This is a genomic window from Staphylococcus equorum (assembly GCF_001747895.1).
Lineage (GTDB): Bacteria > Bacillota > Bacilli > Staphylococcales > Staphylococcaceae > Staphylococcus > Staphylococcus equorum_A.
In genome coordinates this window covers 14,746-41,489 of sequence record NZ_LNNB01000036.1, presented here as the reverse complement: position 1 = coordinate 41,489, position 26,744 = coordinate 14,746, and the positions used below count along the sequence as shown (strand labels likewise).

Sequence of the window (26,744 nt, the reverse complement as noted above, 5' to 3'; positions counted from 1 at the left end):
CAACAATCTGAAGAAGATACTTCTGATAAAGACGTTCAAGATGATGAGGATGCTAAAGCTTCCGAAGATAATAAAGAAGACAGCACTTCTTCTGACGTAAACACACAAAACACTATAGAAGACAGTAATGCAACATCAACTGCGACAGCTGTCGCAACTAAATCGAGTGCGCCAAGTGCTACTGCGACAACATTAAGTCCAGAAGCTACTCCTAAACTTAGAGTAGCTTCTGCAGATACAAATAATACGTTTTCAACGCGAGCTGCAGTAACAAAAGAGGCAGGTACAACAAGTTCACTGCCAGCATATACTCCACAAGTGAATTCATCACTTAATGACTATATTCGTAATAATAATTTTGTAGCTCCAACCTATGAACAAGATATTGCAAGCTTTTTACCACAATATAGCTATCGTTATGGTAAACCAGAAGGTATCGTTTTACACGAAACTGCAAATGATAATTCAACTATTACTGGTGAAATTAACTATATGAAGAACAATTACAATAGTGCTTTCGTACATGCTTATATCGATGGTGATCGTATTATAGAAACAGCAAATACTGATTATCTTGCTTGGGGCGCTGGTCCAGCTGCAAACGATCGTTTTATCCATGTTGAGTTAGTTCATACACATGATTATGATTCATTTGCACGTTCAATTAACAATTATGCTGACTATGCAGCAACAAACTTACTCTATTATGGTCTGTCACCTGATAGTGCTGAGTACGATGGACAAGGTACAGTATGGACTCACCAAGCTGTTAGTACTTTCCTAGGGGGATCTAATCATACAGATCCGCACGGCTATTTAGCTTCATTTAACTACAGTTATGATGAATTATATGACTTGATCTATGAAAAATATTTAATTAAAACTGGTCAAGTAGCACCTTGGGGCGAATCATCTTCAGGTAGTACAAGTGGTTCAGACGATTCAAATGAAAATGTTGAAACAGATACACCAGATAATAATACTGGCTCAGAAGAACCAGACAACACTGGAAATACTAACGAACCGAGTAATGGTTCTGGATCTGTAGAAGATAACGACAATACGGCAAACAACGATACGACAAGTAGTAATCAATTAACAATAACTGAGCTTACAAATAAACAAGGTACTGTATCTAAATCTAACCATGGTGTTTACACTTCTGTTTATGATAAACAAGGTGTTCAAAAATCATACGTAAATGGCAACACTTTTAAATTAAGTAAAAAAGCTATGCTAGGTAATAATGGTTTTTATTTAATAACTGATAATGATACAAATACGAATTTGGGTTGGATGCAAACTGGTGATATTACAGTCACAGAAGTTGCAACGAAACCTGCAACGAAACCTGAGGCGAAACCTGCAGCGAAACCTGTGACAAAACCTGTATCAAACAATACTCAATCTCAAAACAATACTCAATCTCAAAATAATACTCAATCTCAAAACAATACTCAAAATCAAACTCAATCAGTAAGTAAAATTGGTCAATTAAATAATACAAATTCTGGTATTAAGACTACAGTTAATGATACAAAAGCCAAAGATGCATCTAAATTATCAGGCCGTACATTTAATGTTACAAAACAACGTACACAAGGCGATAATACTTACGTATTAATTCAAAACGCTAACCAAAATACACCATTAGGTTGGGTTAATACAAAAGACATCAATACACGTGATTTAAGTAAAACATCTGCTAAAAATGGTCAGTTCACAGTTAAATCTACGAATAATGGACTTTATGCAGTGCCTTGGGGTACAAAATCTCAACAATTAGATTCGTTAAAAAATGTTAAAAACAATCAATTTAATGCTTCTAAATCGGTTCAAGTTGATAAAGATGAATACGTATACGGTAATGTTAATAACAAGACTGGATGGATTGCAGCTAAAGATTTAAATACAAATACAAATCAAAATAATAAAGTTGTAACCGAAGCTCAAACATCTGACGTAACTAAATCGGCAGTTACACCTTATAAATTTGATTATGTAATTTATAATGCTGATGGTAGTTATTACTTAGATCCAACTTCTGCTCAACCAGCAGGCTCGTTAAAAGATTTCTATGAAAGTATCTTTACAGTATTTGAGAAACAAGTTATCAATGGTGTGACTTGGTATCACGGCAAATTATCTAATGGCCAAATGGTTTGGATTAAAGAAGAAGACTTACGCAAAGAATTAATCAAATATTATCAATCTGGTTTAACGCTAGATGAGGCTGTAGCAATTCAAGCAGGTTTGAAAACTAAACCTCAAATTCAACACACACCAGGTAAATGGGAAGATGCTACACCTATCGAGATAAAAAATGCTATGGATACGGGCAAATTAGCACAAGATCCTACTCAAAAATATCAATTCTTACGTTTAGATAAATCTCAAGATATCTCTTCAGCAGATTTAGATAAACTTTTAGTCGGTAAAGGTATTTTAGAAGGTCAAGGTGAAGCATTCAGCGAAGCAGCTAAAGCTTACAATATTAATGAGGTTTATTTAATCTCACATGCCCTATTAGAAACAGGTGATGGTACTTCAGAACTTGCTAACGGCGGCGATGTAGTAGATGATAAAGTCGTAACAGATGGTCCAAACAAATATTATAATATGTTCGGTATCGGAGCAGTTGATAGCGATGCAGTTAAACAAGGTTTCGCTACTGCTAAATCTAACGGTTGGGATACAGTTAAAAAAGCAATCGTTGGTGGTGCTAAATTCATCTCAAGTTCATATATCAGCCAAGGCCAAAATACACTTTATAAAATGCGTTGGAACCCTGAAAATCCAGGTGAACATCAATACGCAACTGATGTAAGATGGGCAGAGCACAATGCCACACGTATTAAAGGTTTCTATGATTCAATGGGTAAATTAGGTAAATATTTTGATGTAAATACTTATAAAGCTTAATTTACACCTAAAATATTATACTTGCTTTTATATAATTAAAATAAGAGTACATGATCACTCAATAGATATTTTCTATGAGTGAAACATGTACTCTTAAATTTTTATATTCTGATGCTCTCATATAAATTACTTGGTCCCAATAACCTAGCGTAAATAAGCCTGATGGACGTTTAATTTATACAGCAAATGGTTTAAGTCTTCTATATCTTGTGAAGTTAAATTTTGGCAGCGCGCTTCAATTAAAGCTACCCTCACCTCATTAATTTGTTGTACGAGTTTCTTTGTCTTATCCGTTACCATTAAATCTTTACATCTTAAATCTTTATTAGATTGTTTACTAGTTATGTATCCCATTTGGCAAAGTTTTTTTATCCAACGTGATACAATTGATTGTTCTTTATTAATTTTCATAGTTAAGTCATATTGAGATAAAACTTCATAATTGTATAAAATTCTTAACATTTCTAATTGCTCTGAAGTTAAATCTGTACGTTGGCCAAACCTTCTACTTACTAAGTTCAAATCGTTACTTGTCAGTGTAATTAATTGTTCTAGTTGTTTGTACATGTTGCTTCATCTCCACTATGTTAATTTACTTGTTATCACCAATCAAATGACACTATTATATTTCTTAATATTATAATGTCATTCTACATAATATACAATAATAAAATACAAATCGATCTATTTTGTTGCATTTCTCATATGATTTATAATAAATTAGTATCAGTGATTATAAAATTCATCCGGCACTTTTAAAGGAGAAAAAGCATGGCACAATTAAAAAAAAGAGATTACTTTTTTGACAATGCAAGAGCAGTGTTGATATTTCTTGTTGTCTTTGGTCATTTATTACAACCATACAATGAAGCAAGCACATATCTATCTTCGTTGTACTTAACAATTTACAGCTTCCATATGCCAGCATTTTTATTTATTTCTGGTTACTTTGCAAAAAAAGCAGGAGAAGCTGGTTATTTAGAAAAAGTCTCTAAAAAACTATTAATACCTTATATTATTTTCTTTGGTTTTTTCTCTTTATATTATTATTTAACTGGTAAAGAAGATAGCGTTCAGTTCGATCCTTTCGATCCCGTGTTCGCACTTTGGTTTTTACTTACATTATTCTTCTTTCACGTAATTTTAGTAATTGTTAAAGACTATAAACCTTATTTTGTCTTACCAATAGCAATCATTTTTTCATTATTTGCTGGTTATTCAGACAATATTGATAATTATTTAAGTTTTTCAAGAACGATTATGTTCTTTCCAATATTTTATTTAGGTTATTTATTTACAAGTAAACATACACAAATTTTAAGAAATAAAAAGTTCGTCCCTATTGCTATTATAGTTTTAGTCGGTTTCTATGTAATCTATACCATTCATCCAATCAATTCAGACTGGTTGTTAGGTGATTCACCTTACATGTCATTAGAAGGAAAACACGATCTTTACAGTCCCTTCAAAAGATTACTCCTTTATTTTATTATTTTAGTAACTATGTTTTCTTTCTTAAATTTAATACCTGAAAAAGAAAAATTCTATACTTATATAGGACGTAGAACAATGCATATCTATTTATTACATGGTCTTGTAATCGGAGTAGTTCGTGGTTTTGGTCTTCATCCGTTTAAAGATGAAATATCCATTTTAACTTATATTTATCTTTTAAGTGCAACCTGTATCATTGTCTATGTTTTATCAACACGTTTTGTATCAAAATGGACAAACCCAGTTATCAATTTACAGTCACCTTCTAAATTTAAAGGTTAATAAAGGTTTTTACCGAATTGTATTTATTTTAAATATGTTATGATAGAAATACTTTGATGATATCTATTAATCATACATAAAAAAATACAATTCGGTATTTTTAATCTTGAGGTGAAATATTCAATGAAACTTTCTTTAAACGATAATGCTAAATATTTAAGTGCACCAAGCATACGTCAATTTTCAAGTCGTATAAAAAACATTGATAACTGTATCAATTTAACGATTGGTCAACCAGATTTCCCTATGCCAGATGTAGTTAAATCTGCATATATTAACGCGATAAATGAAGATCAAACAACTTATTCGCATAATAAAGGGTTAATTGAAACTAGAAACGCTGTAAGTGAATATTTTGAGCAACGCTACCATTTTAAGTATAGTACTGAAGAAATTATTATTACTAATGGCGCTAGTGAAGCATTAGATACAGCATTACGAAGTATTATTAATCAAGGCGATGAAATTATTGTTCCTGGCCCTATCTATGCAGGATATATTCCCTTGATTAAAACCTTGGGTGGCGTTCCAATTTTCATAGATACAACTCAGTCTGAGTATAAAATCACTCCTGAGGCCATAGAAGCTCATATTACGAACAATACAAAAGCAATATTACTCAACTATCCAACTAACCCTACTGGCGTCATATTATCGTATAATGAGGTTCAAGCAATCACTGAGACATTGAAAGACAAAGAAATTTTCATAATTAGTGATGAAATTTATGCTGAAAACACATTTAGTGGAAAACATACTTCTTTTGCAGAATTTAATGCAATCCGTGATCAACTTTTACTCGTAGGTGGTTTAAGTAAATCACATTCTGCAACTGGTATTCGTATTGGATTTTTAATTGGACCTGAGTACTTAATTGAAAAGTTAACATTTATGCATGCATATAATTGTATTTGTGCAAATGTACCTGCACAAATTGCTTGTATTGCTGCTTTAAATGAAGGCTTGGAAGCGCCACAATATATGAATAAAGCTTATATTGAACGTCGTGATTTTTTAATTCATAAATTAGAGTCACTTGGATTTGAACTTGATGCTAAGCCTGAAGGTGCTTTTTATATCTTCCCTAGCATCAAAAAATTTACTGATGATGATTTTGAATTTTGTATTAATGTACTTGAAAAAGCACACGTAGCAATGGTACCAGGTTCATCCTTTACTGATTTAGGTAAAGGGCATGTACGTATATCCTATGCTTATGAACTTGATGCCTTAAAAGAAGGCATGAGAAGGCTAGAAGAATTTCTTAACGAATACTATCAACAATAATTTTTTATAAACACAAAAATACCCGCTAAATATTGAATAACCTTCAATGTTTAGCGGGTACTTTATATTATAAATCTTCATCTTTTTTAAAAACATTTTTTTCAGCAAACGCTTTTAAAATTTGATAATAGGTAACCGACTCTTCACCTTCCATATCAAATTGTTGAATAACATCTTCGGAGATTTTGCTGAATTCTTCTTTAAGTTTCAATCCTTTTTCTGTTAATCTCACTTTAACTCTACGTTCATCTTCTTCTGTTCTGATACGATTAATAAGGTCTTTTTTTTCTAAACGTTTAATTATAGGGCTTATAGTACCAGAATCTAAATAGAGTTCATCACATAACGTTTTAATATAAACATTCTTATCGTTTTCAATATAAAGCAGTACAATATAGTTAGGAAAGCTTATATCATATTGTTTTAAGTAACGATTAAAACGATTTACAACTTCTTTACTCGTTATATAAAATAAGTAGCACATTTCTTTTCTTATTTGGTCGTTAGTGTCTGATGTCATTGTTCTCCCTCATTTCTTTTCATTATAATATTAATATATTTTTAAATTACAGTCAAATATATTAGAACTATTAAAAGAGTTTTATAAATAATAAATTTATACCTATACATTGATACGCTATTTGATTTTTACATAATAATAAACTCCTTTTAATTATTCCCCTCATTCATTTTTGTTTATTCTCTTTCTAGGAGTAAAATCAATGAATAAAAACGCAGTATGAGTATACATAATAATATGCTAAAATCGTGTCCTAGGTGATAACATATGAAAATATATAGTAAAGTCGGAGTTGCACTTGTAAAAAGCGCATAAAAAAACTGCCGACAAAGTATAATACTTTGTCGACAGTATGTACTTAACCTTCAATAAAGGTTAATATATTAATTCCTTATGGGAATTTAGGGAATTGGTCAAAATCAGGATCACGTTTTTCTTTAAACGCGTCTCTACCTTCTTTTGCTTCATCCGTTGTATAGTAAAGTAATGTTGCATCTCCAGCCATTTGTTGAAGACCAGCTAAACCATCTGTATCTGCGTTCATAGCAGCTTTTAAGAATCTTAAAGCAGTTGGTGAATGTTTCTTAATATCTTCACACCATCTAACAGTTTCATCTTCTACTTCGTCTAGAGGTACTACTGTATTAACTAATCCCATATCTAATGCTTCTTGTGCATTATATTGGCGACATAAATACCAAATTTCACGTGCTTTTTTATGTCCTACGATACGAGCTAAATAACCAGAACCGTAACCAGCATCAAATGATCCTACTTTTGGTCCAGTTTGACCAAAGATAGCATTATCTGCAGCAATTGTTAAGTCACATACAACGTTTAATACATTGCCGCCACCTACTGCATAACCTCTTACCATTGCGATAACTGGTTTTGGAATTACACGAATAAGTCTTTGTAAATCTAATACGTTTAAACGAGGAACTTGATCTTCACCTACATAGCCACCGTGTCCACGTACTGACTGGTCTCCACCAGAACAAAATGCTTTATCTCCCTCACCTGTTAAAATAATAACAGCAACACGTTGATCATCACGTGCTTTAGTAAATGCGTCCATCATTTCTTGTACCGTGTTTGGTGTAAAAGCATTACGCACTTCAGGACGGTTAATTGTTACTTTAGCGATTCCATCGTAATATTCATACTTAATCTCTTTATATTCTTTAATTGTTTCCCACTGTCTAGTCATTTTGCTCCTCCTTTTGAATAAAACCTAATACTATTCTATCAAATTCTGCCATTTCTTCCACATGAACAGTATGACCACTCTGTGCTATTTCAAAAAGTTCAGTTTTCGGTATAATTGAAACTATTTTTTGAGCAATTTCACAAAATTTACCATCTAAAGTTCCAACAATAATACATGTCGGGATTTGTATTTGATTCAATTCCGACCATAAATTAGGCATGTTGCCAGTACCGTAATCTCTCAACGCTTTTGCTAATCTTGATGCGTCTTGGCGCATTCTCATGTTACGAATACTTAATTTAGTAATCTTATCTAAGTCATGTTGTGTATAAAATAGTGGCAGTTTTTCCCAATCATTAACAAAAACTTCTAATCCTGCAATTTCTAATACTTGGGCACGTGCATAATCAACTTGTTGTCTTTCTATCTGTGCTGTTTGATCTTCAATGCCTGGAGATGTACTTTCCAAAACAAGACCTGTCAATTTAGTGTTGCCATGAATTGCATGATACAACGCTATTCTACCACCCATTGAATAGCCATGTAAAAATAATTGATATGCACTAAACACTTCTAGCGTTTCATCTAACTGTTGGCTAATAAAAGGAAAGTCCCATTCTTGATTAAATGGAGATTCATCTACACCATGTCCAGGCAAGTCAATTGTTACGATATTTACACTTTCTTTCAACATTTGAATATGATTATCAAATGCGTGCTGATCACTAATAAAGCCGTGTAGCATCACTATTAATTGATTGGTTGATTGATTCGCTCGATGAAATTTATAATGTAACATTGATAATATCACTCAACTTTTTATAGAGTTTAAGATGTTGTTGTAGGTTATCTTCTCTATGCGTCATAATTTCATAAATATGTGCGCCAAATTTGGATAACTCAGTGTATTTAAATGCTTCAATAGATTCAAATCGTTTAAATGTAAAGTCGTAAAGTAGCGCAGTATGTTCAAAATCCAATCCTGTTGGTGTGCCAAATAATCTTTCAAAATATGCATCAGCTGTATCTTTCTGTGGTAAATATGAAAAGATTCCCCCACCATCATTATTTAATAACACTATATTCAAGTTGATATCATTTAATTTAGACATGAGTAAGCCATTCATATCATGATAAAAGGCTAAATCACCAATCAACAATGTCACTTTCTTGTGCACCGCCATGCCTAATGCTGTTGAAGTAACACCATCGATACCGTTAGCTCCACGATTTGAATAAATCTCTGCTTCACAGTCAGTAAACAAATTATCTACATCACGAATTGGCATACTATTACTCACAAATAATGCATCAGCTGTTGTTAGTTTGTCTAGTACATTTGCTACGTAAGCCGCTTCATCTGTCGCAGTTCTCACATAATCTTTAATTTCAACTTTGGCATGTTTCTCTAATGATTGCCATTTTTCTAACCATTGCTTCCGTTCAACTGTCGTCGTCTCAGATAATTGTCTAAAGAAATCATTTGCAGACATCTCGTAAGAAACATGAGGTGTTATTGGAAATGCATCTGGTCTATCGTTATTCTGCACTAAAATTTGAAATGCCTTCGTCTCTTTTAACCATTGGTTTATTTTTTTGGAAATAACTGGTTTACCTACTCGAATTATAAAATCAACATCCACTTCCAACCCTGCTCTAAATAAAAGATCATAGGTTGTTATTACATTAGGATGATGCTCACGACGTAATTGACTTAGAGGGTCAGCAAGTATAGGCATATCATGTATCGTCGCAAATGTGAGTATTTGATCTACATCTTGATGCTGCATATCGCCAACGATAATAAGACCTTTGCGTTTTTTAACAATTACATTTATTTCATTGAGACTCGTCGTTTTTTGGTAATGTGGCATAATCTTCGTATCTGAAGTTAACCATTCAACTTTTTCTAAATCAGGTGTCAGTGGCTCTCTAAATGGTAAATTCAGATGAATTGGACCTCGATGCGGGCCATATAAATACTGACTCGCTTTTTGTAATTGGAATTTAACTGTATTCGTCATAAAGTCTTGGTCATCATTACTATCAGCAATTGGGAAATCAAATTGATATTGTGTATAATTTGCAAACATATTTGTTTGATCTATTGCTTGTGGTGCCCCAATACCTCTGAGTTCATGTGGACGATCACTTGTTAATACCACGAGTGGTAAATGACTCAAGCTACTTTCAGAAATGGCTGGTGTATAATTCGCAGCAGCGCTACCAGATGTACAAAGAATCGCAACTGGTCGCTCACTGCCTTTCATTAATCCCATCGCAAAGAAAGCGGCACTACGTTCATCTGGATGAATCCAAGATTTCATTTTAGGGTGTGCTTCAATTGCAATTGCCATTGGTGTTGAACGAGATCCTGGACTTATCACTATTTCTCTTATTCCGTATGCATATAGTTCTGAAACAAAAGTAAATACCTGTTTTGTTAATGCAGTTGTATGGTTATTCATATTTCTCGACTCCTAATGCTTTCATCATTGGGCTAAATTTAACAGCAGTCTCTTCTACTTCACTATCCGCATCAGAATCACTTACAATTCCACAACCAGCAAATAATGTTGCTTGATTTTTCTTAATCAACATAGATCTAATTGCAACGATAAATTCACAATTATCATACATGTCAATATAGCCAACTGGCGCGCCATAAAGCCCACGTGTTCCAAACTCATTTTGTTCAATATATTCAATTGCTTCCTCTTTTGGGTAACCTCCAAGTGCCGGCGTCGGATGAAGATTATCTAATAAACCAATGTAAGATTCACTAATCAATTGTCCTTTAATTTTCGTATACAAGTGATACAAATGATCATTTGTTAAAATTTGTGGCTTTTCATTGTAAGTAATATCTTCTACATACAATTCAATGTCATTCAATATGCTATCTACTACAAAGCGATGTTCATTTAAGTTTTTTTCATCATTTAAAAATGCATTTATATTTTCATTATCCACATCATCTTGATGTGTACGTTTAATCGTACCTGCAACTGCTTTTGTAGATAATATTTCATCATTAATTTCCATTAATTGTTCAGGTGTTTGTGAAAAGAATACACTGTCTTGTGATTCTAATACAAATAAGTAACTATTATGTTCACCTTGTGTTGCTTGGTTTAAGATATAAGGGATGTTTATATTTTTATCAAACATAATCAATCGTTTTCTTGCAAGCACAATTTTTTTGTTTTCATCTAATATATCTATTGTATCTTTAACTAAATCACGCCACTCATCTTTATAAATATCCTCAATGCGTTTAATTTCACCTTTTTCAAAATCTGGGCTAACATTTTCTTGAGTTAACTTATCTATAATCGTTAAAAATGAGTCAATTTCAAATTGATCTGCTTCTACAGTATAGGTAATATACGTGTTTCCTTCTTCCATAGTTACCAATACTTCAGGTAATATAAAATGATTAATACCAAATTCACGCCACTCATCTCCAGATTTATGTGTTGAAAATTGGAATCCGCCACATATTTTTAAATGATGTCGTTCTGAATTTGGATGAATTAAATCAATATCACTTTTATATTTTTCCCATTCTCGGAAAATAGATTGTTTACTTTCAAAGTCATTTTTAAATCTTTTAATAGCATGATAGCCAAAGAATGAAGTTTTGTTGTCATTTTTTTTAAAATAAAAACGGTCTCCTGCACTGTCTTCCGTAACATGGAATAATACAGTAGGATCTAATTCATAATTTAATTTTGCTTCTACAGAAACCCAAGTATGATTACTTTCGTATACCGCTTCGACAATTTCACTTTCCTTGACGTCCAAAGTCATCTATTTCACTTCTTTCATTTATCAGTTTGCACTCATTATAATATTGTACCACTTTTCACAATATGTGTATGGTATCTAGCCTATTTCATTTATATAATTTTCACGTTATTTGACCTTTACAAGTTCTTCCATTAAAATAAATTTGATAAAAAATATTTTAATATAAAAGAATTCGAGGTATAAAATTTTATGGCATCTCAATATCAACAATATTCTACTGTCAGAAAATACTGGCACTTAATGAGACCACATACTTTAACCGCTGCTGTGGTACCAGTACTTGTTGGTACTGCTACTGCAAAAATATTCCTACTCGGTAGTGAAGATCATCTAAGTCTTGCTTTGCTTTTAGCCATGTTAATCGCTTGTTTATTAATTCAAGCTGCAACAAACATGTTTAATGAATACTATGATTTCAAAAAAGGGTTAGATGACCACACTTCTGTAGGAATCGGTGGTGCAATCGTTCGAAATGGCATGAGTCCTAAGTTAGTCATGAATATAGCCATTGCATTTTATGTCATTGCTGCTTTACTAGGACTATTTATAGCCATCAACAGTTCGTTCTGGCTCATACCAATTGGACTTGTGTGTATGGCAATCGGCTATTTATATACAGGTGGACCGTTCCCTATTTCTTGGACTCCTTTTGGTGAAGTATTCTCTGGAATTTTCATGGGTATGATTATTATTTTAATTGCATTCTTCATTCAAACAGGTAATTTACAAAGTCTAGTTGTTTGGATCAGTCTTCCAATTGTTATAACAATCGGTTTAATCAATATGGCTAATAATATTCGTGACCGTGTTAAAGATAAAGAAAGTGGTCGTAAGACATTACCTATTTTATTGGGTAAAAATAACTCTATACGCTTCTTAGCATTAATGTACATTGTCGCGTATGCATTAGTTATCTATATTACGTTCTTCCAACCTGGTGGTTCAATTTTCTTTTTACTTGCTTTACTGTCATTCCCGCTACCTATCAAGGCTGTACGTAGATTCAAAAAGAATGACACGCCAGCAACTATGATGCCAGCAATGGCTGCAACAGGAAAAACGAACACATTCTTCGGTCTACTGTATGCACTTGGTATTTATATTAGTGCTCTGCTCGGTGGTATTTAATATATTTCTCAACAAACAACTTTAACCAAGCAATCAAATAAAGTAAGTATTACTTTTTCGATCTTCATACTCATGAAGATCGATTTTTTTACTTTTTAAACAAATAAAAGCTCAGTCTTTTACATGTACCATGTGATAATGCATATGACCGTATAAATCAAATTCACTTGTAGGTTGGAACCCTAATTTTTTATAAACATGTAACGCCCCATCATTGAGTAAATCACAATTTAAGCTCCATTTTTCATCTGGATACGTCTCTAATACATGTTTAATTAATTTAGTAGCGACACCTTGCCCTCTGAATTCTGGAAAGGTAGCAACTGTTTCTATATACCATTCATCATCATTAGCTTCTTTCATTGGCATCGGCGTCCCATAAGCTCTAATGTCTTCATCTAATTCCATATCTAACCAAGCCTTTTCAAGCTCTAACTCTTTATCACCAGGGTATGCAATTAAGCAACCTGCAATTTCACCATCGATTTCGTATATCCAAGTGTTACTATAATGGCCTCTATATTGTACATCCACCATACTTTGTTCCATAATTTTTAGTAATCTCTCTTTTTCAGTATATTCCACTAAGTCAATGTCTAATTGACTCCAAATGATATAACATAATTTTGCAATTTCATGCTTATCGTTAGGTTTAGCTTTTCTAATCATTTGTATGCTCCTTATTATGTTTATTTAACTATATTATATATGAATTAAATAAAAAGTTCGAAACAATAATTGGCTTTTTACGAGAATTTGTTTTTCATTGATTGTTTTCGATTGTTGAATCACTTAATATAAGAGATAATTAAGATAACAATTTTAAAATGAAAGGACTAGACATATGAAAGTAAATAAAGTCATTTACGTTGTACTTGCATTTATACTCGGTTGGTGTGGTATTCATAAATTTTACTCAAATCAACTTTTACAAGGTATTGTACATTTAGTGTTCTTTTGGACAGGCATTCCATACGTTATCGCTATCATTAGTGGTCTCATTACGATTTTCTTTAACAAAGCAGATGAAGACGGTCTTATTTCTTTTGGAAAATAAGCATTATTTTATTAAAAGTTAAAAATTTTTCTGTTTTCTCCAATATTTCATCGAAAATTGGGTAAAGAAACTATACAGCAAATTAAGGAAATTTGAATTGTAACTTAGGAGGATTAATAATGAAAAATATTATATCACGTGTTTTCAGATCTGTAGTAGTAGGCTTTATTATAAAAGGAATCAGAAACTTAATAAGCAAAAAATAGATTTCACATACATTGAAGTTTATGAAAAAAAGAAAAAAAGCTAATCGTTTCTAAAAAAAACGGTTAGCTTTTTTATTTATATACAGACCTATCAATATTATTAAAATTTAAAAAAACGCCCACCAAATAGTGAGTAGCAGAGTGTCGACAAAATCTATGACTTTGTTGGCACTTTTTTGTGCACGCTTTCCGCGGGCACAGCCTCAGCCTGTAGTCTTCGGCTAGTGCTTTTCCAGCAGGAGTCGGCACAAATCACTGCTGTTTTTTAAAACAAAAACAATATCATCAATTACAATTATTCATTGATTGCATTCATATAAAGGCAAAAACACAAAATAAATATATACTTGAATTAGAAAAAACATTCATTCCATTTCATGTAAGTATTAAACAATGAAATGAAAGAACAAAGATTCCCTCAAGGGAATAGTATCTATTAAAAAAACCAAATGCTTTATAGCAAATGGTTTGTCTAAGTTCTAACACCCACCAAGTGGTGAGTGATTATATACTATTTTCTAATTGCTTTCATAATAAGTGAAACAATTAGGATTAATACGATTGCCCCGATTAAAGCTGGTAAGATTGGAACGCCACCTAAAACTGGTCCCCAAGTGCCTAATAATCTACTACCTATAGCTGAACCGATTAAACCTGCAATAATATTACCAATAATTCCACCTGGAATATCTTTACCTAAAATTGCGCCGGCTAACCAGCCAATTAAACCGCCTACTATAATCATAATAATAAAGCCCATATATATCTCTCCTATTTTCTTATTTTATCACATTGCATAGCTTACCACTTTTTTTGTTTATATACAACATCGTAAACAATATTCATTGTAAAAAATAATTTTATTTTTTCTTACAATATCTTGAGTTAAAATCAAAAACTTATTACCTCGTATTATTGGTAAAGATCTAAGCATATCTAATTTTTATAATCTTATTGTTTATAATATACTTTTTCCCTAGTTAGTTCTCAAAAAACATTACTATTATTTAAAACTTAAATTCCTATCTACTGTAATTATTAATACATCGCTACTTTGACATAAAAAACCTTCAAAGTTTTCACTTTTAGTGGCTACTTTGAAGGTTTTTCATTATTTTTCTGATTTAATTCATACTCATTTTTAAGTTCATCATTTAAAAATAACAAATAAATTTAAATGCTTATAGCTCTTTAAATCGTTTAATTGTATCGCCTATTTCATCTCTTACACGTTGAAATTCTGACCATTCTTTACCTGCTGGATCATCAAAGCCCCAATGTTCTTTTTTTACATTAGGTGGGATAACTGGACAATTATCATCAGCATCACTACAAAGTGTAACAACGAGGTCCGACTGTTTTAAAATATTACTATCAATCATGTCGGATGTATGATTTGAAATATCAATGTTTACTTCTTTCATCGCTTCTATCGCCTTGGGATTTACGCCATGCGTTTCGATACCTGCTGAGTAAACATTCCATTCTTCGCCGAGTATTTCTCTTCCCCAGCCTTCAGCCATTTGACTACGACAAGAATTACCAGTACATATAAAGTAAATTGTTTTTTTATTCATCTATTACTACCTCTCTTTTTAGAAAATAATTAGTGTTAAATATAAACCTAATAGGGTTACAAATAAAACAGGGATCGTGATAATAATTCCCGTTTTGAAATATACACCCCAGGATATTTTCACTCCTTTTTGAGTTAACACGTGTAACCAAAGAAGTGTGGCTAAAGAGCCGATTGGTGTTATTTTAGGTCCTAAATCAGATCCAATAATGTTGGCATAAATCATGCCTTCTTTTAATAATCCTGTGGCACTCGATTGACCAATTGCTATTGCATCTATTAATACAGTTGGCATGTTGTTCATAATAGATGAAAGAAATGCAGCTATAAAGCCCATGCCCATGATACTACTAAACAAGCCGTAACTTGAAATATTTGTTAGTACATCTCCAAGTAAAGTCGTAATGCCGACATTCTTCAAACCAAAGACGACGAGATACATACCAATGGAGAATAAAACAATGTTCCATGGCGCACCTTTAATTACTTGTTTCGTATGTACCGCTTTAGATTTACGCGCTAATAATACAAATATTAAAGCAATGATACCAGCAATAATAGATACTGGAATATTTATAAACTCGCTTATTAAATAACCAACGAGTAAGAAAGCAAGTACAATCCAAGAGATGTTAAAAAGTTTTTTATCTTTAATCGCTTCTCTTGGTTCTCTAATATTTACTTCGTTAAATTTGCCAGGAATAGATTTTCTAAAATACAACCATAAAACAAGAATGCTTGCAATCAACGAGAATATATTAGGTATAATCATTTTACTGAAGTATTCAATAAAACCTATATCGAAATAATCCGCAGAAACTATATTAACTAAATTACTAACAATAAGTGGTAATGAGGTTGTGTCTGCAATAAAACCACTAGCAATGATAAATGGAAATATTGCTTTTTTATCAAAGCCTAAATTACGTACCATTGCTAATACAATAGGTGTAAGTATTAAAGCTGCACCATCATTTGCGAAGAAGGCTGCTACAACTGAACCCAAGAGCATGATAAAGATAAACATCTTCAAGCCATTACCCTTTGATGCTCTAACCATATGTATAGCAGACCACTCAAAGAACCCAATTTCATCTAATATGAGTGAAATTAGAATAACAGCAACAAACGTTAAAGTCGCATTCCAAACGATTCCAGTAACTTCCAGTACATCTGAAAAGCTCACAACGCCGGTGATTATAGCAACTACAGCACCTATTAATGCAGTAATACCAATATCTAAACCTTTAGGCTGCCAAATAACAAAAATTAACGTTAATACAAAGATTGTGATTGCTAATATCGTCATCATTAACACTCGCCCTTCTCTACTGTTTCACAGATGCATGGAACAGTACTTGAACCCAATAAAGTAAGCCTTGTCGTAATATCATCTAATACATCATGATTCAATTTGTATAAATTTTTATTACCATCTTTTCTGGATGTAATTAAATTATTGTCTTTTAAAACTTTCATATGATGACTTAACGTGGGTTGAGAAAAAGAAAAATGTTCTAATAAATCACAAGCGCATAATTCACCACAAGATAACAAATCTAATATTTCAAGACGACTACTATCAGCAATCACTTTTAAATATTGTGATATTTCTTTATAATTCAATTTTTCTTCTTCCTTTCTACTTGAAATCTTTTATATCGTTGATAATTTTTATTGCCACCTGATAAATTATATACATGTTTAAATCCTAAATTAATCAGTACGTTTTGTGCAGCATTACCAGTAGTACCTTTATTACAATAAGTCACTATCGCTTGATTTTCATCTAGCGTTTCGGCATAACTTCTCAACGTTTTCAATGGGACGTTAATAGCTCCATCAACGTGATCGACTTCAAATTGCTTTGGAGAACGTACGTCTAAAATCAATAAATCGTTTTTTTGTTTTACGACTTCTTCAGGCGTTATAATCTTACGTCCTCGAGTAATATTGTGACCAATCATCCCTGTATAAATAACAGGGTCTTTAGTTGTAGAAAAAGGAGGAGCATATGCTAAATCTAAATGAAATAAATCTTCTGCTTCGGCACCGAATGTTATAGCAGTAGCTAGTACATCTATTCTTTTGTCTACCCCCTCATAACCAACTATTTGCGCACCAAGTAATTTAGAATTATTTTTATCAAATATAGCTTTAATTACCATTTCTCGACCTTGCATATATTCTGGACGATTCGGTTTCACATTGTGTAATACATCTATGTCAATTTCTAACGCCATAGCTTCTTTTTCGGTTAAACCTGTTTGAGCAATTGTCATATCAAATATACGGACAATACCTGTTCCTAAAATGCCTTTGTGTTCTAGATTCCCACCAGTTAATCTATCCCCTAAAATACGTCCCATTTTATTTGCTGTAGAACCCAATGGTCTATATATAGGGTTACCAGTAATTAAATTATAACTTTCTGCTACATCACCAATTGCATATATATGAGGAATATTTGTTTCCAAATACTTATTGGTTTGTATTGCTCCAGATTCTCCAATATTAATACCAATTTCTTTAGCTAATTTAGTATTTGGTGTGACACCAATCCCAATAATGATTAAATCTGTATCAATTAATTCGCCAGTTTTTAAGCTGACTCTATTTATCGTATGAGTCTCATCATAATCAATAATATCAATTTCATTATAGGCATATACATTAGTTTTATCTTCAATATATTCTTGAATCATAAAACTCATATCGTGATCTAAATGAGGCATAAAAGTGTTACGTTGGACAATCGAAGTATTATAATTAGATAATTGTTCTAGCATCTCTAAACCAATAAACCCGCCGCCAACGATTGTTATATTCTGAACATCATTGTCATTAATATAATTATAAATTGCTTTGGCATCATTAATATTTTTAACTTTAAACACATTCTTATATTCTTCGCTATTTAATTGAGGGAGTTCTTTAGGTGATGAACCTGTTGCTAATACTAATTCGTCATATTCTTGAATCATCTTTTCATCATTTACTAAATTGGTAACTGTTATTGATTGATCAGTATCATTTATCTGATTCACTTCATATTTTGTATAAATATCTATATTAAAGCGCTCTTTAAACCATTTAGCATTTCGTGGCGTGAGTTCATCAATATCAGATACATTACCGCCTATATAGTAGGGAATACCACATACTGAATACGAAATATCACTATCTTTATCAAAAACAGTAATTTCCACATCTTCACTATTTCTTCTTGCTTTAGCCGCGACACTTGTACCGGCAGCAACTGAACCAATGATTACAATTTTTTTCATTATGATAACCCTCCATAAGGTATGACAAAGTAATTATTAAGACTTTCATTTTTAATCTTGTTTATCCAAATTGATTCATCTACTTTTTTATTACTAAAAAGGTCATCACGTTGATTTAGCGTAACTAACGATTGATTAACAACCCACCAAGTATGGCCTATATTAGCTCTATTTAAATCTTCTACTAAACGTCTAGATTCTAAATAAGGCGTTTTTTCTGCTAGTGTTACGATTATCATCTGTGTTAAATTTTTATTTTGAATTTTGGGTAATAATGTTTCAACATTACTGGTAGTTTGAGTTGATTTTTTCTTTAGTTCTTTATGATGATTTTCACTAGAATCAAGTAACAGCAAGGTATGGCCTGTAGGAGCTGTATCTACAATTACGTAATCCATGTCTTCTTGATTCTCCATAATGTCACTAAAGGCTTTGAAAAATGCTATTTCTTCTGTACAAGGTGATTTTAAATCTTCCATAATATAATCAATATCGTCTTGTGGTGTATCATCAGTCACTGTGGCTAGTACTTCTTTTTTATACTTTTCTAATGCTTGTTCTTCATCAATAAAAGCAGTATTTAAATTACTTGTGGTTTCAACGTTAATTTCTTTAGTAGGATCAGTCGTTGCTAAAAGAATGCGGTATCCTTTATTAGATAATACCGTAGCTAATTGCGTTGCTACTGTCGTTTTACCGACGCCACCTTTTCCCATTGTAAATAAATATTGGACGTTACTATTTTCAATCTCATCTATCAAGTTACTAAATTGCGGATGATTCTCAACATTAAAGTCATCATTTTCAATTAAGTTATTGTCATTGAATAGGTTAGACACACTCTCTATACCTTCATTCTCCTGATTTTTATATGGAACGTAATAGACATGATTGTTATTTAACCATTCAGTAAAATGATTAATATTTTTATCTTGTTCTGATTTCATCTGACTAGAAATTAAACCATGTCTTTCTTCTATATAGTTGTTAATGACTATTTTGAATTTAGAAATTGATAGTTGTTGTAATTCTTGTTGTGCTCTCTGAATTTCATAAATAGAGGATTGGTTAGGTTTAGCAACTAACACTATTGTCGTATCTTCTTGGTTGCGTAATTTTTTTAGTGCTACGTTATATTTACCTCTATTTTCATTTAAACCAGATAATTGACCTAAACAAGAAGCATCATTACTCGTTGTATTTAAATAATCTGTCCATGCAGAAGGTAATTCAAGCATTCTCAAGGTGTGACCTGTTGGAGCTGTATCAAATATAATGAAATCAAATTCTTGTTCTAAAGTTTTATCGGATAAAAAATTTGTAAATTCATTAAATGCTGCCACTTCAACTGTACACGACCCACTTAACTGCTCTTTCATCTCAGACAATACACTTTCCGGTAAAATTCCCACGTATGGTGCTATAACTTGTGCTTTATAATCATCTGCTGCTACAATCGGGTCAAAGTTGGCTATAGCGAGATTAGGTATAGGTGGGTATGTAGTTAATTTATTAGATAATTCCATTTGAAATACGTCCTGTAAGTTACTAGCTGGATCAGTACTTACTAGAGCTACTTTCTTTCCATCCTTTGCTAAGTTTAAAGCGAGAGAACTTGATATCGTTGTTTTACCTACGCCTCCTTTACCAGTAAAGAATAAAAATTTTGTTAACTCAATATTATCTATGTTCAATTTATTTAAGCGTTTAACAACATCCATCTCCACCACAACATCCCTCATTCCTTAACTGATTAACAGTGATAATTTCATCAGCTTCCTCTTCAGTAATATAATCTCCTGTTTTAGCTATATTGCCTTCTATGAAAGTAATTGGTAAAACTTCATTACCTTTTTCTTGAACCAAACGAATAACTTCCTTATTTTTTATAAATTCATTTGGATTATTATTCATATTATAGCGGTGTACTTCGATTTGATTTTGTTTTAAATGTTCATTGATTTGATTCGTCTTTATTAGTGTTTCATCTGGTTCTGGACCACATACGCCAGTAGAACAACACATTGCTTCTTCGTATATTTCAATATTTAACATTAAGTTCACCTCATTAATTATTTTACTTTTATAGACTAACATCTATATAGACTAATGTCTATGTACTAGTTTTATTTCGAGTTTCTAATCATATTCTTGAAAAATTTTGTATTGTTCTCAAAATTATACTTTTATAATCTTGCAATAATGACCTCGTTGTTTTATAGTTAATATATCAATAAAAGTTGATGTATCAAAAAATTATAGATACTATAAATAAATGAGGTGACATTTTATGGAAGTTATTAAGCCTAATCCTGATTTGAATGAAGAACAGCAACTAGATTTTTATGAAAATATGTTCAACGCACTTGCCGACAAAAACCGCTTAAAAATACTTAATCAAATTAGTCAGAGTCCTAATAAATCATTATGTGTATGTGACTTAGAAGCATTATTAGATTTAAAACAATCTAAACTTTCTTATCATTTAAAAAAATTAGTCGATGCACAGATTTTAATTCTTGAAAAGCACGGTACATGGAACTACTACAAAATCAACGAAGCACAAATCCAAGTCGTATTAACTGAAGATACTTGTTGTAAAATATTGTAGTTTTCATCTTATTTAACATTAAATTAATTAATTTTATCGATTAATATATCAAAAAAAGTTGATTAATATATTTAGAGGAGCTTCACCAATGACAGAGTCAATCATCGAATTCATCAAAACATTTTTAATGTTATTTTTTGAATTGTTAGTACTATTTATAATTGTAAGTTTTATCGTAAGTTTAATTCAACAACTCGTTTCGGAAGATAAAATACGAAGACTGTTGAGCAAACCTAACAAAGCAACAAACTATGTATTGGGTATGGCTTTTGGAGCTATTACACCGTTTTGTTCTTGTTCCACTATTCCTATTCTTGCCGGATTATTAAACTCAAAAGTTCCATTTGGTCCAGCTATGAGTTTCTTAATCGCTTCCCCGCTCATGAATCCACTCATGATATTTATGCTTTGGCTTCTATTAGGTTGGAAAGTTGCTGTTGCTTATTTTATTGTCTTAGCATTTTTCAGTATTTTAACAGGTCTTGTATTTTCAAAAATGAATCTGGCAGAGAGTTATAAAGGCGTTACTGTTAAAGGCGATGGTTTCTTCTCAAATAAATCAGGATCTCGTGTTAAGCAAGCGTTAAATGATGCTTGGGCTTTCCTATATCCAATGTTGCCTTATTTAATTATTGGTGTATTTATAGGAGCATTTATTTATGGATTTATTCCTGAAGCATTTATAACTCAATATGCAAGTGGCAATGGTATTATCTCAGTTGTTATTGCTTCTGTTATTGGTATTCCAATGTATATCAGACCAGAAACAATGCTGCCTATAGCTGAAGCACTAGTATCTAAAGGGATGTCATTAGGTACGGTGGTTGCGTTAATTATAGGTGGTGCAGGCGCAAGTATTCCTGAAGTCATATTGTTATCCAAATTATTTAAAAAGAAATTTGTAATATTTTTTATTATAGCAATTTTAGTCGTAGCAATTGCTACTGGTCTAATTGTTAACTTAATTATTTAAGGAGGTGTAGTAATTGGGTATCAAAGATGCATTAAAAAAATTAAAACCACAAGAACAATCATGTTGTTCAGTAGAAATTGAAGAACATATGGATAAAAAAGAAGAAAATAACGAAAAAAAAGAAGAAGACAATAAAAATTGTTGCTAGTTTTCTCAAGTTTTAAAAATTAAAAAAACGTACAAACAAAGGAATCTTCCATAAATTCAGAAGATTCCTTTGTTTGTACGTATCTTTATTTCAAAGTCGACTACTTATATTTTAACTCGACATCATTTTAATAATATTTTACTTTACGATAATTACAGGGATTTGCACGCGTTTTGCAACTTTATGACTCACGCTACCTAATACCATTTCTTGTAAGCTATTTAGGCCACGGGTTCCTAAAATTATAGCTTGATACTCACCCTCATTAGCAATTTTAACTACTGTATCAGCAGGAACGCCATGTGCAATTTTAACTTTATATTCGACACTCTGTTTCGTGAAAAATTCAGTGATATTTGATAATTTATCTTCTCTTTTATTATTTAAACCCTCACCCTGATTACCATGTAATACATCAGTTTTCGATTCATCAACATCAACAACTGTAAGTATCGTAACAATCGTATTTTCATCTATAAAATTTAAAACTTCTTTTGCTGAACGCAAACTGTTTTCTGATCCATCCGCCGCTAACAAAATTGACTTATACATAAATAGCACTCCTTTAATTTAAGTGATTTTCATTTAATTGGCTTAACTCAGACACAATTTTCCGACTATCTGAGTTCAATTTTTCAACATAGACAACATTATGCTTCTCTTCAAATTTTCTTACTATAGTATCTATTGCATCTACTGCCGAGTCATCCCACAAATGTGCATCATTAAAATTTAATTCTATTGTTTTATTTTCAACGTTAAAATTAATTTGTTCCATCATAGAATCAATAGATACAAAAAAGATTTGACCTTTGAAATACAAATAATTCACATTACTGTATTCTTCTAGAATAACATCAATTTTTGAAATTTTAGTAGCAAAAAATAATGCGCTGAAAACGACTCCAATTATTACACCAATTGCCAAATTGTGTGTCATTAAAACGATAATGACAGTTATTATCATAACGATAGCATCTGTTTTAGGTGCTTTTCGGATATATTTAAAAGAATTCCAATCTACAGTTCCTACAGATACCATAACCATGATACCTGCTAAGATAGGCATAGGAATTTGTACAACAATGTTACCTAATACTATAATCATAAATATCAGAACAATGCCGGCAGTAAAAGTAGACAATCTACTATTTGCACCTGATTTCACATTAATGACTGATTGACCAATCATGGCGCAACCTCCCATACCACCAAAGAAACCAGTAATGATATTAGCAATGCCTTGGCCACGTGATTCTCTATTTTTACTACTGTAAGTATCTGTAGCATCATCGACAATTTTAGCTGTAAGTAGACTTTCTACTAGACCTACAACAGCCATTGATAATGAATAAGGAAAAATAATTTGTAACGTTTCAAAAGTAAATGGCACATTAGGAATTAAAAAATGTGGTAGTGATTGCTTAATCGTACCTAAATCTCCTACCGTTCTCACATCAGCTCCAGTGTACATATAGATTGCAGTTAAAACGATAATAGCAATTAATGGTGCAGGGACTGCTTTTGAAAAACGGGGTAAAATATAAACAATTAATAATGTTATGATGACATATACATATGTTGATATTGATATACCAAAGATATGTTCTATCTGGGACATAAATATCATAATGCCTAAAGCATTAACAAAACCAATCATAACTGAGCGGGGTATAAATTTCATCAATCGGCCAATTTTCAGCAAACCTAAAATCAGTTGTATCGCACCCATAAGTATAGTGGCAGCTAAAAGGTATTCTACGCCATGTTCTTTAACTAAAGGGACCACTAATAGTGCTACAGCCCCCGTCGCACCTGAAATCATAGCAGGCCTTCCGCCTACAATAGCAGTTACAGTGGCTATTATAAAGGCTGCATATAACCCCACCATAGGATCAACTCCTGCTATAATTGAAAATGCGATGGCTTCAGGAATTAATGCCAATGCAACAACTATACCAGCAAGGATATTTTTACCTGGCTGATTTAACCATTCCTGTTTTAATGTTTCAATCATATTTACTCTCCTTTATAATAAATTATAAAATAAAGTATAACAGAATAGTTTCATATGTATACCCCTTTATGAAACTAATTTCAAAAAATCTATAGGTGGTGCTTTCCAATGCATTTGGGCTACGTAAGGCCAGTCATAATAAATGATTCAATGATAGAACAAAATAAGAAAATTGCAAATTATACAAAGAATATTTTTGAGGAGTCTCACGCTCATAATAAAAAAAGAATTCAATTAGAATTACTTTTAAATGAAAACTTATCTACAGGAGATACGTTATATATAACTGATTTATGCATACTTGCTGATTCTACCAAACATTTAGTAGACATATTAGATAGACTTTCAAAGATGGACGTTTCACTATACGTGATAAATTTAAAAAAATACATTAATAAAGCAACTAAAGAATCATTCTTAGAAATACTACATAATATAACTGATTTTCAGAGTGATATCGTTAAATTTAGAACCCGTATAGGGTTAGAAAACCACACCAAAGAAGGAAAAAATATGGGGAGACCAAAGCGAGATGATAAGAATCTTAAAGACGCTATAGAAATGTATATGAGTAAAAAATATACTTTAAATGAAATTAAAGAGAAAACGAATATAAGCAGAGCAACTTTGTATCGTCATTTAGATAAATAGTATTTTGTTAAAAAATGTAAAGTTCAAAATAAATTGGCCTTTACATTTTCTTTTTAGAACAAAAAAATACCGAAATCCTGTTAAGGACTTCGGTATTAAAAATCTTGTTTTTATTAACGGAAACGGAGAGATTCGAACTCTCGCGCCGCTTGCGCGACCTACACCCTTAGCAGGGGCGCCTCTTCAGCCAACTTGAGTACGTTTCCAATGGCTCCACAGGTAGGACTCGAACCTACGACCGATCGGTTAACAGCCGATAGCTCTACCACTGAGCTACTGTGGAATAATTGATATCTCAATCAAGCACAAATACTATTATATCAACTACAGAGAAATTTTCAAGTACCTTTAGCAAAAAAATATGCGGAATATTTACACTAAATTAATATAATATTCCACATATGACATTTTTACATTTATATTTTAGAAATGTTTTGCTATTTATTTTCAAATAGAGAATATTTTGCTAATGCTTCATAAATATTTAATTGTGGTTTCGTATAGTCTATAGGAGATTCAGGATCAAAAGTAGCCACCCTAGCTGCTCTATCCATCATATAGTAATAATATATGCCATTTAAGTATTGATGATGCATACTGTGCGCTGAAATATTAACAACTATAGTTTGGTTATCGACAAATGTGACTTTACATTTTTTATCTTTTAAAGCTCTTATCGTTTGTACATAATGAATATTGATCCAAGTGTTTTCTTCTTTTCGGTCTGAATGTGTAGGAAAAAAGTAAGTAGGAAATAATGGAGTGAATAAAATTGGGGGTTTACTATTAATGCCAGTAATTCTCATTGTGTCTTCTTTTTTAAATACATAACTACTACCATAAAATCTACATGAACGATCTATAATTTTATGTGTCCGTTCCTTTACGATATCACGCTCCTCTTTGTACTTTAATACACAAGTACCTTCATTTAGTCCTATAGATAAATTACATGGTTGAAGAACCATATCACCTTTTTTAATAATGTATTGTTGAATCATAGCTGACGCCTCCTTAAAACTTATGGTGATACTCAAATAATATAACACAAAGATTTTAAAAGCAACTTATATAATAAAATATTTTATAAGTTTTCTACAATTGATTTTCAGTTATTATACTTTTACATTTTCTTATTTTTTGAAAAGTTGCAAATTACACTTATATTTTCGGAAAAGTCTGACTATTTATTGATTTCAAAAATAAAAGGCTGTATACTATATGTAAATATAGATAGAGGGGCTGTGTTGAAAATGAAAAACAATACAAATGTTAAATACAATTCATTAGAATCTTTTGTATCAACGATTAATGATTTAGGTATTGAGTTAATCATTGATGAGTCGTTAAGAAATGTCCGTAAACAGCAGTTAGAACACCTCATTGACCACGCACTTAAGAATAAAAACGAGCAGGATTTCAAACGTTATACTGAAGAATACAGAAACCTGGAGGAATTTCTCGTTGGATAATTTAATAGATTGTTATTTAAAATAAGGTCTATTCCCTACTTACACCAATAAGTTAGAGAATAGACCTTTTTGAGTTTTATTCTTATTAAT

General features: G+C 31.8%; 27 protein-coding genes and 2 tRNA genes. 10 read left to right on the top strand and 19 right to left on the bottom strand.

Annotated elements, in window-relative coordinates; translation table 11 throughout:
* On the top strand, positions 1-2,922 hold a 2,922-nt coding region (locus AST02_RS13660; protein ID WP_176723026.1), incomplete at its 5' end, for an N-acetylmuramoyl-L-alanine amidase.
* 144 nt (positions 2,923-3,066) lie between these two features.
* Here the strand turns inward: AST02_RS13660 and AST02_RS13655 are convergent.
* Positions 3,067-3,489 carry a MarR family transcriptional regulator gene (locus AST02_RS13655; RefSeq protein ID WP_069818233.1) on the bottom strand — a complete coding sequence of 141 codons (423 nt, stop codon included), beginning with the start codon at positions 3,487-3,489 and terminating at the stop codon, positions 3,067-3,069.
* A gap of 204 nt (positions 3,490-3,693) precedes the next feature.
* Here AST02_RS13655 and AST02_RS13650 point away from each other — a divergent pair, with 204 nt between their 5' ends.
* Positions 3,694-4,698 carry an acyltransferase family protein gene (locus tag AST02_RS13650; protein ID WP_069818232.1) on the top strand — a complete coding sequence of 335 codons (1,005 nt, stop codon included), beginning with the start codon at positions 3,694-3,696 and terminating at the stop codon, positions 4,696-4,698.
* Positions 4,699-4,821: 123 nt separating this feature from the next.
* A complete protein-coding gene (locus AST02_RS13645) occupies positions 4,822-5,985 on the top strand; it encodes an aminotransferase class I/II-fold pyridoxal phosphate-dependent enzyme (protein WP_069818231.1) in 1,164 nt (387 codons plus the stop codon).
* Between the two features lie 67 nt (positions 5,986-6,052).
* On the opposite strand, the gene AST02_RS13640 is transcribed toward AST02_RS13645, so the two are convergent.
* From AST02_RS13640 to AST02_RS13620, 5 genes are all read right to left on the bottom strand, one after another.
* The gene (locus AST02_RS13640; RefSeq protein WP_069818230.1) at positions 6,053-6,505 is read right to left on the bottom strand and encodes a MarR family winged helix-turn-helix transcriptional regulator; all 453 of its coding nucleotides are present in this window, start codon (positions 6,503-6,505) and stop codon (positions 6,053-6,055) included.
* Positions 6,506-6,896: 391 nt separating this feature from the next.
* The gene (menB, locus tag AST02_RS13635) at positions 6,897-7,715 is read right to left on the bottom strand and encodes a 1,4-dihydroxy-2-naphthoyl-CoA synthase (protein WP_002508054.1); all 819 of its coding nucleotides are present in this window, start codon (positions 7,713-7,715) and stop codon (positions 6,897-6,899) included.
* Positions 7,708-8,514 (bottom strand): 2-succinyl-6-hydroxy-2,4-cyclohexadiene-1-carboxylate synthase, encoded by an 807-nt coding sequence (gene menH / locus AST02_RS13630; RefSeq protein WP_069818229.1) that lies wholly within the window; start codon positions 8,512-8,514, stop codon positions 7,708-7,710. Before menH ends, menB begins: the two co-directional genes overlap by 8 nt.
* Complete coding sequence (gene menD, locus AST02_RS13625) at positions 8,501-10,183, bottom strand: 2-succinyl-5-enolpyruvyl-6-hydroxy-3-cyclohexene-1-carboxylic-acid synthase (RefSeq protein ID WP_069818228.1); 1,683 nt, start codon at positions 10,181-10,183, stop codon at positions 8,501-8,503. The genes menH and menD overlap by 14 nt, the downstream gene beginning before the upstream one ends.
* Positions 10,176-11,528: an isochorismate synthase gene (locus AST02_RS13620; protein ID WP_069818227.1), complete on the bottom strand. Its 1,353-nt coding sequence runs from the start codon at positions 11,526-11,528 to the stop codon at positions 10,176-10,178. Before AST02_RS13620 ends, menD begins: the two co-directional genes overlap by 8 nt.
* Before the next feature lie 189 nt (positions 11,529-11,717).
* Between AST02_RS13620 and AST02_RS13615 the strand changes: the two genes are divergently transcribed.
* Positions 11,718-12,656, top strand: a complete 939-nt coding sequence (locus AST02_RS13615) for a 1,4-dihydroxy-2-naphthoate polyprenyltransferase (RefSeq protein ID WP_065337683.1) — start codon at positions 11,718-11,720, stop codon at positions 12,654-12,656.
* 111 nt (positions 12,657-12,767) lie between these two features.
* Here AST02_RS13615 and AST02_RS13610 read toward each other — a convergent pair whose 3' ends face one another.
* Positions 12,768-13,325, bottom strand: a complete 558-nt coding sequence (locus AST02_RS13610) for a GNAT family N-acetyltransferase (protein ID WP_069818226.1) — start codon at positions 13,323-13,325, stop codon at positions 12,768-12,770.
* 175 nt (positions 13,326-13,500) lie between these two features.
* On the opposite strand from AST02_RS13610, the gene AST02_RS13605 reads away from it, so the two are divergent.
* Entirely contained in the window at positions 13,501-13,713 is a 213-nt protein-coding gene (locus AST02_RS13605; RefSeq protein ID WP_069818225.1) for a TM2 domain-containing protein, read from the top strand.
* Between the two features lie 717 nt (positions 13,714-14,430).
* Here the strand turns inward: AST02_RS13605 and AST02_RS13600 are convergent.
* The 7 genes from AST02_RS13600 to arsD form a co-directional block, all read right to left on the bottom strand.
* A complete protein-coding gene (locus AST02_RS13600; RefSeq protein WP_069818224.1) occupies positions 14,431-14,679 on the bottom strand; it encodes a GlsB/YeaQ/YmgE family stress response membrane protein in 249 nt (82 codons plus the stop codon).
* A gap of 421 nt (positions 14,680-15,100) precedes the next feature.
* A complete protein-coding gene (arsC, locus tag AST02_RS13595; protein ID WP_069818223.1) occupies positions 15,101-15,496 on the bottom strand; it encodes an arsenate reductase (thioredoxin) in 396 nt (131 codons plus the stop codon).
* An 18-nt stretch (positions 15,497-15,514) separates the two neighbouring features.
* Positions 15,515-16,807: an arsenite efflux transporter membrane subunit ArsB gene (arsB, locus tag AST02_RS13590; RefSeq protein WP_081332994.1), complete on the bottom strand. Its 1,293-nt coding sequence runs from the start codon at positions 16,805-16,807 to the stop codon at positions 15,515-15,517.
* Entirely contained in the window at positions 16,807-17,121 is a 315-nt protein-coding gene (locus AST02_RS13585; RefSeq protein WP_056935442.1) for an ArsR/SmtB family transcription factor, read from the bottom strand. Before AST02_RS13585 ends, arsB begins: the two co-directional genes overlap by 1 nt.
* Positions 17,118-18,782, bottom strand: a complete 1,665-nt coding sequence (locus AST02_RS13580; RefSeq protein ID WP_069818222.1) for an FAD-dependent oxidoreductase — start codon at positions 18,780-18,782, stop codon at positions 17,118-17,120. The genes AST02_RS13585 and AST02_RS13580 overlap by 4 nt, the downstream gene beginning before the upstream one ends.
* Entirely contained in the window at positions 18,782-20,503 is a 1,722-nt protein-coding gene (gene arsA / locus AST02_RS13575; protein WP_069818221.1) for an arsenical pump-driving ATPase, read from the bottom strand. The genes AST02_RS13580 and arsA overlap by 1 nt, the downstream gene beginning before the upstream one ends.
* Positions 20,490-20,837: an arsenite efflux transporter metallochaperone ArsD gene (gene arsD, locus AST02_RS13570; protein WP_069818220.1), complete on the bottom strand. Its 348-nt coding sequence runs from the start codon at positions 20,835-20,837 to the stop codon at positions 20,490-20,492. The genes arsA and arsD overlap by 14 nt, the downstream gene beginning before the upstream one ends.
* 235 nt (positions 20,838-21,072) lie before the next feature.
* Between arsD and AST02_RS13565 the strand changes: the two genes are divergently transcribed.
* The 3 genes from AST02_RS13565 (at position 21,073) to AST02_RS13555 (ending at position 22,514) form a co-directional block, all read left to right on the top strand.
* A complete protein-coding gene (locus AST02_RS13565) occupies positions 21,073-21,393 on the top strand; it encodes an ArsR/SmtB family transcription factor (RefSeq protein WP_069818219.1) in 321 nt (106 codons plus the stop codon).
* A gap of 88 nt (positions 21,394-21,481) precedes the next feature.
* Complete coding sequence (locus tag AST02_RS13560; protein WP_069818218.1) at positions 21,482-22,366, top strand: permease; 885 nt, start codon at positions 21,482-21,484, stop codon at positions 22,364-22,366.
* Between the two features lie 13 nt (positions 22,367-22,379).
* On the top strand, positions 22,380-22,514 hold the full coding sequence (locus AST02_RS13555) for an alcohol dehydrogenase (RefSeq protein ID WP_069818217.1): 135 nt from the start codon (positions 22,380-22,382) through the stop codon (positions 22,512-22,514).
* A gap of 138 nt (positions 22,515-22,652) precedes the next feature.
* On the opposite strand, the gene AST02_RS13550 is transcribed toward AST02_RS13555, so the two are convergent.
* Complete coding sequence (locus AST02_RS13550; protein WP_069818216.1) at positions 22,653-23,066, bottom strand: universal stress protein; 414 nt, start codon at positions 23,064-23,066, stop codon at positions 22,653-22,655.
* A 13-nt stretch (positions 23,067-23,079) separates the two neighbouring features.
* A complete protein-coding gene (locus tag AST02_RS13545) occupies positions 23,080-24,531 on the bottom strand; it encodes a SulP family inorganic anion transporter (protein ID WP_069818215.1) in 1,452 nt (483 codons plus the stop codon).
* A 108-nt stretch (positions 24,532-24,639) separates the two neighbouring features.
* On the opposite strand from AST02_RS13545, the gene AST02_RS13540 reads away from it, so the two are divergent.
* On the top strand, positions 24,640-25,182 hold the full coding sequence (locus AST02_RS13540) for a recombinase family protein (RefSeq protein ID WP_069818214.1): 543 nt from the start codon (positions 24,640-24,642) through the stop codon (positions 25,180-25,182).
* A gap of 117 nt (positions 25,183-25,299) precedes the next feature.
* Here the strand turns inward: AST02_RS13540 and AST02_RS13535 are convergent.
* The 3 genes from AST02_RS13535 to AST02_RS13525 all read right to left on the bottom strand — a co-directional run bounded on the left by AST02_RS13535 (position 25,300) and on the right by AST02_RS13525 (position 26,183).
* Positions 25,300-25,388 (bottom strand) — tRNA-Ser (locus AST02_RS13535).
* Positions 25,389-25,390: 2 nt separating this feature from the next.
* A tRNA-Asn gene (locus AST02_RS13530) sits at positions 25,391-25,465 on the bottom strand.
* A 154-nt stretch (positions 25,466-25,619) separates the two neighbouring features.
* Complete coding sequence (locus tag AST02_RS13525; protein WP_069818213.1) at positions 25,620-26,183, bottom strand: competence protein ComK; 564 nt, start codon at positions 26,181-26,183, stop codon at positions 25,620-25,622.
* Positions 26,184-26,435: 252 nt separating this feature from the next.
* On the opposite strand from AST02_RS13525, the gene AST02_RS13520 reads away from it, so the two are divergent.
* On the top strand, positions 26,436-26,654 hold the full coding sequence (locus AST02_RS13520) for an IDEAL domain-containing protein (RefSeq protein WP_069818212.1): 219 nt from the start codon (positions 26,436-26,438) through the stop codon (positions 26,652-26,654).
* Positions 26,655-26,744 lie beyond the last annotated feature (90 nt).

Coding starts and splice junctions, on each gene's coding strand:
- AST02_RS13520 (WP_069818212.1), top strand. CDS start 26,436: ATGAAAAACAATACAAATGTTAAATACAATTCATTAGAATCTTTTGTA.
- AST02_RS13560 (WP_069818218.1), top strand. CDS start 21,482: ATGACAGAGTCAATCATCGAATTCATCAAAACATTTTTAATGTTATTT.
- AST02_RS13545 (WP_069818215.1), bottom strand. CDS start 24,531: ATGATTGAAACATTAAAACAGGAATGGTTAAATCAGCCAGGTAAAAAT.
- menB (WP_002508054.1), bottom strand. CDS start 7,715: ATGACTAGACAGTGGGAAACAATTAAAGAATATAAAGAGATTAAGTAT.
- AST02_RS13640 (WP_069818230.1), bottom strand. CDS start 6,505: ATGACATCAGACACTAACGACCAAATAAGAAAAGAAATGTGCTACTTA.
- arsB (WP_081332994.1), bottom strand. CDS start 16,807: ATGATGACGATATTAGCAATCACAATCTTTGTATTAACGTTAATTTTT.
- AST02_RS13610 (WP_069818226.1), bottom strand. CDS start 13,325: ATGATTAGAAAAGCTAAACCTAACGATAAGCATGAAATTGCAAAATTA.
- menH (WP_069818229.1), bottom strand. CDS start 8,514: ATGTTACATTATAAATTTCATCGAGCGAATCAATCAACCAATCAATTA.
- arsA (WP_069818221.1), bottom strand. CDS start 20,503: ATGGATGTTGTTAAACGCTTAAATAAATTGAACATAGATAATATTGAG.
- AST02_RS13605 (WP_069818225.1), top strand. CDS start 13,501: ATGAAAGTAAATAAAGTCATTTACGTTGTACTTGCATTTATACTCGGT.
- AST02_RS13600 (WP_069818224.1), bottom strand. CDS start 14,679: ATGGGCTTTATTATTATGATTATAGTAGGCGGTTTAATTGGCTGGTTA.
- AST02_RS13565 (WP_069818219.1), top strand. CDS start 21,073: ATGGAAGTTATTAAGCCTAATCCTGATTTGAATGAAGAACAGCAACTA.
- AST02_RS13655 (WP_069818233.1), bottom strand. CDS start 3,489: ATGTACAAACAACTAGAACAATTAATTACACTGACAAGTAACGATTTG.
- AST02_RS13615 (WP_065337683.1), top strand. CDS start 11,718: ATGGCATCTCAATATCAACAATATTCTACTGTCAGAAAATACTGGCAC.
- AST02_RS13645 (WP_069818231.1), top strand. CDS start 4,822: ATGAAACTTTCTTTAAACGATAATGCTAAATATTTAAGTGCACCAAGC.
- menD (WP_069818228.1), bottom strand. CDS start 10,183: ATGAATAACCATACAACTGCATTAACAAAACAGGTATTTACTTTTGTT.
- AST02_RS13550 (WP_069818216.1), bottom strand. CDS start 23,066: ATGTATAAGTCAATTTTGTTAGCGGCGGATGGATCAGAAAACAGTTTG.
- AST02_RS13525 (WP_069818213.1), bottom strand. CDS start 26,183: ATGATTCAACAATACATTATTAAAAAAGGTGATATGGTTCTTCAACCA.
- AST02_RS13540 (WP_069818214.1), top strand. CDS start 24,640: ATGCATTTGGGCTACGTAAGGCCAGTCATAATAAATGATTCAATGATA.
- arsD (WP_069818220.1), bottom strand. CDS start 20,837: ATGTTAAATATTGAAATATACGAAGAAGCAATGTGTTGTTCTACTGGC.
- AST02_RS13650 (WP_069818232.1), top strand. CDS start 3,694: ATGGCACAATTAAAAAAAAGAGATTACTTTTTTGACAATGCAAGAGCA.
- arsC (WP_069818223.1), bottom strand. CDS start 15,496: ATGAATAAAAAAACAATTTACTTTATATGTACTGGTAATTCTTGTCGT.
- AST02_RS13580 (WP_069818222.1), bottom strand. CDS start 18,782: ATGAAAAAAATTGTAATCATTGGTTCAGTTGCTGCCGGTACAAGTGTC.
- AST02_RS13620 (WP_069818227.1), bottom strand. CDS start 11,528: ATGACTTTGGACGTCAAGGAAAGTGAAATTGTCGAAGCGGTATACGAA.